The organism is Actinomyces sp. oral taxon 448 str. F0400 (assembly GCF_000220835.1).
Taxonomy (GTDB): Bacteria; Actinomycetota; Actinomycetes; order Actinomycetales; family Actinomycetaceae; genus Actinomyces.
In genome coordinates, this window is record NZ_GL985606.1 from 1,385,413 (window position 1) to 1,396,684 (window position 11,272).

Sequence of the window (11,272 nt, forward strand, 5' to 3'; positions counted from 1 at the left end):
GGAACGGTCCGACGGACCGACGCGGGCGGCCGCTGGCGCACGGTGCGTCGAGAGTGCGTCGAGCGCATCCGGTGCGTCGAATGTGTTGAGGACGACGTCGATGCGGGCGCTCATGGGTGGCCCGCGCCGGGCACCGCTGACTACACTCCAGCCCGTCCAGGCAACGACCCGGCCGGGGCGCCGTCCGCGGCACCTCGGGCATCACCGGAGAGCCTCCCGGAAGAACAGGCGCACCGCCGTCGACTTACGGCTGGTCGCGCCCCATTAGACCCGGGCGGGAGGGGCCCGCACAGCCCCCGACGAGCGGTCCCGCGCCGTCCTCGCCACCTGGCGTCGACACGCGGGGCAAGCGAGGTGGTACCGCGGTGCCGCCCGCCGTCGTCGGCCACCGGCCGGCGCGGGGGCCGGCGTCGTCCTCGTGGCATGCAGATGTTCACGAGTGAGATGCGAGGCGAGACTCCGATGGCCGACACCGCCGACAAGACTGACGAGACGACAGACGAGCGCACCGGCGCCGCCTTCTACCCCCTGCACCGTCCCGGTCAGGAGGTCGACCCCTCACCGTCCTTCCCCGCCATCGAGAAGGACGTGCTGGCCTACTGGAAGGAGAACGACACCTTCCAAGCCTCCATCGACAACCGCAACGAGCCCTGCGACGAGTTCGTCTTCTACGACGGCCCTCCCTTCGCCAACGGCCTTCCCCACTACGGGCACCTGCTGACCGGCTACGTCAAGGACGCCGTCGGCCGCTTCCAGACTCAGAAGGGCAGGCGAGTCGAGCGGCGCTTCGGCTGGGACACCCACGGCCTGCCCGCCGAGCTGGAGGCCCAGCGTCTGCTCGGCATCGACGACGTCACCGAGATCACCCGCCCCGGCGGCATCGGCATCGAGAAGTTCAACGAGGAGTGCCGTACCTCCGTCCTGCGCTACACCAAGGAGTGGGAGGACTACGTCACCCGCCAGGCCCGCTGGGTCGACTTCGACAACGACTACAAGACCCTCGACCCCGACTACATGGAGTCGGTGCTGTGGGCCTTCAAGCAGCTGTGGGACAAGGGGCTGGCCTACCAGGGCTACCGCGTCCTGCCCTACTGCTGGCACGACCGCACCCCCTTGAGCAACCACGAGCTCAAGATGGATGACGACGTCTACCAGGACCGTCAGGACAACACGGTCACGGTGGGGCTGCGCCTGGAGGAGCCCCTGCGTCAGGGCGCCGAGCGCCCCGAGCTGGTCCTCATCTGGACCACCACGCCCTGGACGCTGCCCTCCAACGTGGCCATCGCCGTGGGGCCCAACGTCGAGTACGTGACCGTCCACGTGGAGGAGGACCTCGACTCGCCGGTCGCCGGCCAGGACGTCGTCATCGCCGTCGACCTGGTGGGCTCCTATGCCCGCGAGCTCGGCGAGGACCCGCAGGTGCTGGCCACCTGCACCGGGGCCGACCTGGTGGGGCGGCGCTACCACCCGATCTTCGACTACTTCGACGACGCCGCCCACCGGGCCGAGGGCGCCGCCCCCGGGCCGAACGCCTGGACGATCATCGCCGCCGACTTCGTGACCACCTCCGACGGAACCGGCCTGGTTCACATGGCCTCGGCTTTCGGTGAGGACGACATGATCGCCTGCTCCGGGGCGGGCATCGAGACCGTTGTCCCCGTTGATGACGGCGGCTGCCTGACCGAGGAGATACGCGACTACGCCGGGCTGCAGGTCTTCGAGGCCAACAAGCCCATCGTGGCCGACCTGCGTGACGGCACCGGCCCGCTGGCCCGCCGCGACGAGAACCAGCGCGCCGTCCTGGTGCGCCAGGCCTCCTACGTGCACTCCTACCCGCATTGCTGGCGCTGCCGCAAGCCGCTCATCTACAAGGCGGTCTCCTCCTGGTTCGTGCGCGTCTCGGCGATCCGCGACCGTATGGTCGAGCTCAATCAGAACATCGACTGGTACCCCGGTCACATCAAGGACGGCATCTTCGGCAAGTGGCTGGCGGGTGCTCGCGACTGGTCGATCTCCCGCAACCGCTTCTGGGGTGCCCCCATCCCGGTGTGGCGCTCGGACGACCCGCGCTATCCGCGCGAGGACGTCTACGGCTCCTACGCCGAGCTCGAGCGCGACTTCGGCGTCGAGGTCACCGACCTGCACCGGCCCTTCATCGACACGCTCGTGCGGCCCAACCCCGACGACCCCACGGGCAGGTCCATGATGCGCCGCATCCCCGACGTCCTGGACTGCTGGTTCGAGTCCGGCTCCATGCCCTTCGCCCAGGTGCACTACCCGTTCGAGAACGTCGAATGGTTCGAATCCCACTACCCCGGCGATTTCATCGTGGAGTACATCGGTCAGACTCGCGGCTGGTTCTACACCCTTCACGTCCTGGCCACGGCCCTGTTCGACCGACCAGCCTTCACCACCTGCGTCTCCCACGGCATCCTGCTGGGCAGCGACGGGGCGAAGATGAGTAAGTCGCTGCGCAACTACCCCGATGTGGCGATGGTCTTCGACCGCGACGGCGCTGACGCCATGCGCTGGTTCCTGCTGTCCAGCCCGGTGGTGCGCGGCGGCAACCTCGTGGTCACCGACCGCGCCATCCGAGACACGGTGCGCCAGGTGCTCCTGCCCCTGTGGAACACCTGGTACTTCTTCGCCCTGTACGCTGGGCAGGCCGATGGGGGCGCCGGGTACGTCACCCGCGGCGTGGACCTGGATGACGCCGGCCTGTTCGGGGCCCGCGGCCGTCTGCACGTCATGGACCGCTACATCCTGGCCCGCACCAAGGACCTGGCCGCCACGGTGGGGGCGCAGATGAGCGCCTACGACATCACCGGCGCCACTGCCACGGTGCGCGAGTTCCTGGATCTGCTCACCAACTGGTACCTGCGCACCTCGCGCTCGCGGTTCACCGATGCCGATCCGACCGTCTCCCATCCGGCCTTCGACACCTTGGCCACCGTCCTGCAGGTCCTCATGCGGGTGATGGCGCCGCTGGCCCCCCTGGTGAGCGAGGAGATCTACCGGGGCCTGACCGGTGAGCGCTCCGTGCACTTGACCGACTGGCCCGAGTTGCCGGCGCACGTGGCCGACTCGGGCCTGGTGACCGCCATGGACGGGGCCCGCGACGCCGTCTCCGCCACCCTGAGCCTGCGCAAGGCCGAGAAGCTGCGCGTGCGCCAGCCGCTGCGCTCCCTGACCGTGGCCACGACTGACCCGGCTGGCCTGGCCCCCTTCCGCTCCCTGATCGCCGCCCAAGTCAACGTCAAGGAGGTGCGGGTCCTCGACGCCGCCGACGCGGGTTACCAGGTGACCGAGCATCTGGCTCTCAATCCGCGCGCCTTCGCCCCGGTGGTCCGCAGGGTCACCAGTCGGCTCTTCTCCGCCGTCAAGGCGGGGGAGTGGGAGCTGACCGATGACGGGGATGTGCGCTTCGACGGTGTGCTGGTGGACGGCTCCCCCGTAGTGCTGGAGGCCGAGGATGGGGCTTTCACTCTCACCAGCCGCGTCGAGGTCGACGACGACTCGCTGGCCGCGACCATGATCGGCTCGGGCGCCTTCGTCGTCCTGGACACTGCCCTGGACGAGGAGCTGGAGGCCGAGGGCTGGGCCCGCGATCTGATCCGGCTCGTGCAGGACGAGCGCAAGGCGGTCGGCCTGCACGTGGGGGACAGGATGGAGATGACGCTGACGGTGCCCGCCGACAAGGGCGCGTGGACTGGCGCTTACCTGGAGCTCATCAAGTCCGAGACCGGGTGCGCGAGTGCGAGCGTCGTGGCCGAACCGGCGGCGGAGGAGGCTCGGGCGGAGGTCGCCAGGGCGCGGAGCTGAGCTTCTTCGTCTTCGCTCGCGACCGGATCGGTGGAGCCGGTGCGCACGACCGCTCCGGAAGGACCGGGCGGCGCCGTCGATCCCGCGCCGCGGATCGAAGCACGGATTTGCGTCAGCCTCTTGGCTGAACCGGCAACGGTGTGGCATACTTGGGCGTGGGCCAAGCACAGCTTGGTTTCCGGGAGCAATCCCGGGCTCAGGAACTGATTCAGAGTACAGGGACCTGATCAGGGACACGGCGGCCCGGGTCTGAGGATGCTCAGGGAATCCTCAGACCCGGGCCGTTTCCTGTCCATCCGACTCGTTCGTTCCGGACTCGGCAGGGCCGGGCGCCGCTGCTCGCCGCCGGTGCGCGGGCCGGTCGCGCCGCCCTTCGCGGGCTCGTCTTCACCTTGTCCACCTTCCCCGTGCAGCAGATCACTGGCGTCGTGCGCGACCTGCGTACGCGGTGCCTTTAGGCTTGCCTCCGGTCCACGGGACGATCAGGAGGCCGTGACGGGACGCTATGACAGGAACCGCAGCATGAGCAGCGAGAATGCGCACGCGACCGGGAGGGCGCGGGGCGCCCGTAGCGACGACCGTTCCGACGCTCGCCCCGGCGGAGTTCTCGGCATCCCGGAGACCGCGGCCCAGGAGGACGTCGTTGACGCCGTCCCGGGCGCGGGCGGCCCGGCCGGCGCCGAAGGCTCCGGCATGGGCATCGACCCCGGTCTTCTTCCCTACCTGGAGGCCGCCGACGACGTCGATGAGGCCGGGCCGGCCGCCGACGAGAGCTGGGCGCGGGCCGAGGCCGAGGATCTGGAGGCTCTGCGCGAGCTCATCGCCGCCAATATGATCGGCGACGGCGACCCCGAGCGCCTCGACGCCCTGCTCGCCGAGGTCGACCAGGACGAGTCCGACGATCGGGACGACCCGGAGCCCCGACTGCCCGACACCCCTGCCGACGACGCCCGCGATGCCGAGGACGGTCATCGAGCCGAGCTACGCGCCGCCGCCCATGCCGTCGAGGTCGCCGAGCGCATGCGGGACGTCGAGGCTGAGATCCTCTCCCGCGCCCCGGAGCACCGGGTCCAGCCGAGTCTGGAACGCGTTCGGGCCGTCCTCGACCTGCTCGGCAACCCCGAGCGCGCCTACCGGACCGTTCACATCGCCGGTACCAACGGCAAGACCTCCACCGCCCGTATGACCGAGCGACTGCTGGCCGCCACCGGCATGCGCACCGGCCGCTTCACCAGCCCCCATCTGGCGACCATCCGCGAGCGCATCAGCTTGGACGGGGAGCCGATCAGTCAGGAGGGATTCATCGCCGCCTGGGAGGACGTCGCCCCCTACGTGGAGATGGTCGACGAGCGCTCCGTGGACGCGGGCGGGCCGCGCATGAGCTTCTTCGAGGTGCTCACCGTCATGGCCCTGGCCGCCTTTGCCGACGCCCCCGTCGACGTGGCGATCCTGGAGGTGGGCATGGGCGGGACCTGGGACTGCACCAATGTCGTGCCCGGGGACGTCGAGATCATCACCCCCGTCGGACTGGACCACTCCGCCTGGCTGGGGACCACAATCGAGGAGGTCGCCGCCAACAAGGCCGGCATCATCAAGGACGGCGCCATTCTCGTCACCGCCCGCCAGGTGCCGGATGCCGAGGCCGTCATCGCCGCGGCTGCGGCTGCCCACGGCGTCGTGCGGCGCCGCGAGCTCGATCCGGAGGAGGACCCCGATGATCCGGGCGCGGGCGTTCTGGAGGTCGTCGACCGCACCCTGGCGGTGGGCGGACAGATGGCGACGCTGCGCACCGCCGCCGCCGTCTACGAGGACGTCTTCATCCCGCTGCACGGCGATTACCAGGTCCGCAACGCCCTGCTCGCGCTGGCGGCGGCGGAGGCGGTCTTCGGTGGACGCGCTCTGCCGGCCAAGGTCGTCGAGGACGGATTCGCCGCGGTCACTAGCCCCGGCCGTCTCGAAGTGCTGCGCTCCAGCCCGACCGTGGTGGTCGACGCCGGGCACAACCCGCACGGTCTGGAGGCGCTTGTGCCGGCCGTGGAGGAGACCTTCGGCTTCGGGCATCTGGTCGCCGTCGTCGGCGTCATGGCTGACAAGGACGTCGAGGGGATGTTGGCGGTCCTCGAGCCGGTCTGCGATGCCGTGGTGTGCGTGCCCGTCGACTCCCCGCGCGCCATGGAGGTCGAGGAGCTGGCGGCCGTGGCGCGGGAGGTCTTCGGGGCCGATCGTGCCGAGACGGCTGACACCCTTGCGGGCGGTATCGAAATTGCCGTCACACTCTCGGAGGGGTTCGACGCCCCGTTGACGTCCGCGGGCGTCCTCATCGTCGGCTCGGTAGTGCTGGCCGCGCAGGCTCGAGCTCTCCTCGGCGCGATCGCCGGTGCCCGCAGGGGCTGAGGGGCCGGCGCGTCCGCGGTGCCGGGGTTCATGCCGCGCGCCCTGGCGTGCGGCATGTGAGAATGTAGCAGCGCATGAATCCGCACAGGATGAGAAGGATAACCGTGACTGACGATAAGCCGCTCGACGTCGCCTGGAGCGTCGCCTGGATCCGGGGCGCGGCGCAGGCGGTCGCGGAGCATCGTGATGAGCTGACCGCGCTGGATACGACCGTCGGCGACGGCGACCACGGCGTCAATCTCGATCGCGGCATGCGGGCGGCGACCGCCAAGCTCGACTCCCTGCTCGGCTCGGAGGGCGCAGGCGCATCGGCGACGCCGGCGGGCGTGTTCAAGATGGTGGCGACCACACTGCTGGCCACGGTGGGCGGTGCGGCCGGCCCGTTGCTGGGCACGGCCTTTCTGCGGGCGTCGCGGGTCTGCGGTGGTGACGTGCTGTCCTCCCGTGATGTCGCCGCTCTCTTGGGCGAGGCGGCCGTCGGCGTGCAGATCCGCGGACGGGCCGAGCCCGGGGACAAGACGATGCTGGACGCCTGGCAGCCCGCGGCTCGGGCCGCCCACGAGGCCGCCGGGGCCGGAGCGAGCCCCGCACGGGTCCTGCAGGCGGCGGCGGATGCCGCGGCGCGCGGTGCCGAAGAGAGCATCCCGATGACGGCGCGCAAGGGCCGGGCCTCCTACCTCGGTGCGCGGTCGGTAGGGTGCTGCGACCCCGGTGCGCGCTCGACCGCCCTCATCCTGGCCGCTGCCGCGGCAGCCGCCGGGAGCGGGGCGGACTGAGATCAGGGCCCGCACGCCCGGGCCAGGATGGAGGTGACAGGGCTTGCAAAGCGGGGCGATGGCCGTCACGCTGGATTTCCTGGGCCGGTGCGCGCCGTCGTACCCTCAGCCGCGCCCCCCGGCCCGAGCCGCCCCAGTGCTGAAAGGACAGCCATGACTGATGTTCCCGGCCGCATCCTCATCCTCATCAAACCCGATGCCGTCAAGCGCCGCCTGATCGGCGAGATCCTGCGCAGGATCGAGGCCAAGGGCTATGACATCATCGCGCTCGACCGCCTGAGGGCCACTCCCGAACTGCTCGCCGAGCACTACGCCGAGCACGTCGACAGGCCCTTCTACCCCAGTATCGTGGAGTACATGACGAGTGGTCCGCTGGTGGCCGCGATCGTCGAGGGCCATCGCGTCGTGGAGGGGTTGCGCTCGCTTATCGGCGCCACCGAGCCGACCACGGCAGTTCCCGGGACGATCCGCGGCGACCTGGGACGCGACTGGGGCACCTCCGCGATGGAGAACCTCGTCCACGGCTCGGATTCCCCGGAGTCGGCCGAGCGCGAGATCGCGATCTGGTTTCCCCGCTTCGCCCGCTGAATCGGCCTCGACCCCGACTGATCGGGGTCGAGGAGGTCGACGAGCCGACCGGGGCGGGTGTGCACGACCCCGTCACGAGCCGTTTCGGTGCTCAGGAGCGGGAGGCGATCCACGCGGCTGCGGCCGCGGGCGCCTCCTGCGGCGGGGTCTCGACGTCGGGTGCGATCGGTGTCTCGCCGAAGTCCTCGCCGGTTCGGGCCCGCGACGTGCCGACCGTGAGCACCATGGTGCGGCCGGTGTCGAGCGGGATCTGCTCGTTGACCGAGGCGTAGCCCGCGGTCGCCTCTCCGAAGACTCGGGCGTTCTCCAGGCCGCGGAAGGCCAGAAGTGCCTGCTCTCCTGAGGAGGCCGTCCCGCTCGAGGTCAGCACGGCCACCGGCGCATCGAGCTTGGGGCGCGGGCCGACCGAGGTCGGGGTGCCGCCTCCGCAGACCTCGCCGTCCTCGAGGGTGACGTCGCTGGTACGGCTGCCGAAGACGAAGGAGGTGACGACGCCGTCGGGCAGCAGCGGGGACAGTCCGGCGATCATCGGGCCCATGTCGCCGCCGCCGTTCTCGCGCAGGTCGACCACCACGCCGCACACGCCCTCGGTCTCTAGCGCGTCGGCGAGGGTCGTGGCGTAGTCCTCGCCCTGCTCCGCGCTGCCCATGTAGGCCGGGAGGGTCACGGTCAGGACGCACCCCTCCATGGATGAGGTCGGCGGGGTGTAGGAGTCGATCGCCTTCTGATGGTCGTCGGACTCCATCATGAACGAGTGCTTACCGCCGGCCACAGGTAGGGCATCGGCGAGAATCGCATCGACCTCGTCGTGGGTCGCGGCCCGCTCGATCCGCTCGGAAGCCTCGGCCCGGGCCTCGGCCCACTCGGGTCCGGTGGCGTGAATGCCGTTATCCATGAGGCTCAGGATCCGGGAGCCGTAGGCCTGGGGGCTCTGTGCGGGCTGCTGGAGGCTGTAGGCCGGCCCGGCCGAGTCGACGAGCCAGGCGCCGCCGACGGCTCCCGCCGCCACGACGACGGTCAGGGCCACGGCGGCCGCCCGCAGGGTGCGGCGGCGCAAGCTGCTGAGGGGGCGGACGGGTTCACTGGCGGCAGAGGGACGTGAGAAGGTCATGGGACCATGATGAACGTCGCCGGCTGGCGGTCGCATCGACCGCGGGACGGTGACGCCGTCCGTCTGGAGGAGGAAGCCGCCGCCCCGGCTGAATCACGACTCGGCGTCCGGACGCTGCGCTCGTTCCACTCCCCACGCGGGCCCGATGTGAAGAGTAGCCCGGTGCTGGTCGCGCGTCGGTGAGCAACGAATGCGGCACCGTCCGGAGCGGGTGCCGCCCGCCGCGATGGCGGCCCACTATGGTGTGCGCGTGCACCTCAAGACGTTGACGATGAAGGGATTCAAGTCCTTCGCCTCGTCGACGACTCTGCGTCTGGAGCCCGGCATCACCGCCGTAGTAGGGCCCAACGGGTCCGGCAAGTCCAATATCGTGGATGCCCTGACCTGGGTCATGGGGGAGCAGGGCGCCAAGACCCTGCGCGGCGGGTCCATGGCCGACATCATCTTCGCCGGGGCCGGCTCGCGCCCGGCGCTGGGGCGCGCCGAGGTCTCCTTGACCATCGACAACACCGATGGCGCCCTGCCCATCGACTACACCGAGGTCACCGTCACCCGCACCCTCTTCCGCGGCGGCGGCTCCGAGTACCGGATCAACGGCACGGCCTGCCGCCTTCTGGACGTTCAGGAGCTGCTGAGCGATACGGGCCTGGGGCGACAGATGCACGTCATCGTCGGTCAGGGCCGGCTCGACGCCGTCCTGAGCGCCACCCCCGATGACCGGCGCGGCTTCATCGAAGAAGCCGCCGGCGTCCTTAAGCACCGCCGCCGCAGGGAGCGGGCCCTGCGCAAGCTCGACACCATGGCCGCCGACCTCGCCCGCCTGACCGACCTGACCACTGAGCTGCGCCGTCAGCTGGGGCCGCTGGCCCGTCAGGCCGCCATCGCCCGACGGGCCCGCACCATTCAGATCGAGGTGCGTGACGCCACCGCCCGCCTGCTGGCCGACGATGTCGTCCAGGCCCAAGCCCTCCTTCAGGCCGGCGACGAGGACAAGGAGCTCTTGGACCGCCGCCGGGCCGCCGTCGAGGAGGCCGATCGGGCCGCCCGCGCCCGCCTGGCCGAGCTCGCCGCCGTCGAGGCCGCCTCCGCTCAGCGTCTGACCCGCGCCACCGGCACGTGGGAGGAGCTGACCGGCGCTGCCCGGTCGCTGTCCTCGCTGGCCGACGTCGCCGCCGAGCGCATGCGCGGGCTCGCCTCGGCGAGCCTCCCCGCCCGGGGGACCGATCCGGATGAGCTCGAGCGCCGCGCCGAGGAGGCCGCCGTCGAGGAGACCGGGCTGGCCGACGCCGCCCGGGCCGCCCGATCCGCTCTTGCGCGCGCCACGAGCGAACGCGCCGACGCCGAGGACGCCGAGGACGCCGCCGAACGGGAGCTCTCCCGGCTCCAGCGCCAGGCGGCCGACCGGCGCGAGTCTCTCGCCCGCGCCGGGGGGCGGGTCGCCTCCGCCCGTTCCCGCCACGAGGCCGCCCTGGCCGCTCTCGCCCAGGCCCGTTCGGCGCTGACGGCCGCCGAGGAACGGGAGCGAGCGGCGCGCTCCGCCCTGGACGAGCATCGGGGTGCGGGCGCCGAGCCCCGGGCGGACGCCGGCCCCGATGACTCACCCGACTCGTTCGACGACCGGCAGGTTCGGGCCGTCGCCGCCCACGAGAGCGCTACCGCCGCCCTGGCCGCCGCCCGCGACGCCGTCGCCGCGGCCACCGACGCCCGCCGCGAGGCCGCTTCCAATCGGGCCACCTGGACCGCGCGCCGCGACACGCTCGCCCAGTCCCTGGCCGCCAAGGACGCCACCGCCACCCTAGCCGGGGCGGACCTGCCCGGTGTTCTGGGGCCCCTGAGCGAGGCGGTGAGCGTCGAGCGCGGCTGGGAGAACGCCGTCGCCTCGCTGCTCGGCGAACTTGCCGGGGCCGTCCTCGTCACGGGGACCGACGCCGCCGCCGGGGCCATCGCCCACGTGCGCGACGAGGACGGCGGCGCCCTGCGTCTGGTCCTCCTCCAGGACCCCGACCCGGACGCCGACCGGGACCGCGATCAGGATTCCGGTACGACGCCCCCGGCGCCCGACGACCCGCCGACCGAGGGCGTGCGCGAGGCCGTCGGCCTCGTGTCCGCCGACCGGGCGGGCCTGGCCGCCTCGCTGGCCCGGATCCTGACCGGCGCGTGGGTTGCAGCGGACCTTCGGGCCGCCCGGGCCGTGCGCGAGGCGGTCCCCGACGCCGTCGTCGCCACGCGGGACGGGGACGTCCTCGCTCCGGCGTGGGCGACCTCGGCCGGGCGCGGCACCTCTTCGGTGCTCGAATTGGCCGCGGCGCATGAGGAAGCGGCCGAGCGGGCCGACGCCGCCGCGGCGGCGGAGAGACAGGCGGATATCTCTCTTCAGCGCGCCCGCGACCGGGAGGAGGAGGCCCGGCGCGGTGCCGGCCGGGCGCTCGCGACCCTGCGCGCCGCTGACGCTGAGGCCGCCCGCGCCGCCGAGGAGGCCGCCACACTGGCATCCGCGGCCCGCGCCGCCCGGGAGGAGACCGGGCGCGCTCGCCGTGTTCTGGAGCGGACCGAGGACGAGGCGGCCCGGCGCACCACCGAG

General features: G+C 71.8%; 6 protein-coding genes. 5 read left to right on the forward strand and 1 reads right to left on the reverse strand.

Features of this window, described 5'->3' with window-relative positions; translation table 11 throughout:
* The first annotated feature begins 462 nt into the window (after positions 1 to 462).
* From ileS to ndk, 4 genes are all read left to right on the forward strand, one after another.
* Complete coding sequence (gene ileS / locus HMPREF9062_RS05940) at positions 463 to 3,822, forward strand: isoleucine--tRNA ligase (protein ID WP_034254782.1); 3,360 nt, start codon at positions 463 to 465, stop codon at positions 3,820 to 3,822.
* Positions 3,823 to 4,344: 522 nt separating this feature from the next.
* On the forward strand, positions 4,345 to 6,216 hold the full coding sequence (locus tag HMPREF9062_RS05945) for a bifunctional folylpolyglutamate synthase/dihydrofolate synthase (RefSeq protein WP_009749165.1): 1,872 nt from the start codon (positions 4,345 to 4,347) through the stop codon (positions 6,214 to 6,216).
* Positions 6,217 to 6,305: 89 nt separating this feature from the next.
* Entirely contained in the window at positions 6,306 to 6,992 is a 687-nt protein-coding gene (dhaL, locus tag HMPREF9062_RS05950; protein ID WP_034253842.1) for a dihydroxyacetone kinase subunit DhaL, read from the forward strand.
* 153 nt (positions 6,993 to 7,145) lie between these two features.
* Positions 7,146 to 7,580 (forward strand): nucleoside-diphosphate kinase, encoded by a 435-nt coding sequence (gene ndk, locus HMPREF9062_RS05955; RefSeq protein ID WP_009749167.1) that lies wholly within the window; start codon positions 7,146 to 7,148, stop codon positions 7,578 to 7,580.
* Positions 7,581 to 7,671: 91 nt separating this feature from the next.
* Here the strand turns inward: ndk and HMPREF9062_RS05960 are convergent, their stop codons facing one another.
* Complete coding sequence (locus HMPREF9062_RS05960; protein WP_009749168.1) at positions 7,672 to 8,691, reverse strand: S41 family peptidase; 1,020 nt, start codon at positions 8,689 to 8,691, stop codon at positions 7,672 to 7,674.
* Between the two features lie 250 nt (positions 8,692 to 8,941).
* Between HMPREF9062_RS05960 and HMPREF9062_RS13585 the strand changes: the two genes are divergently transcribed.
* Positions 8,942 to 11,272: chromosome segregation SMC family protein (locus HMPREF9062_RS13585; protein ID WP_034254784.1), on the forward strand; the 2,331-nt coding region annotated here is incomplete at its 3' end.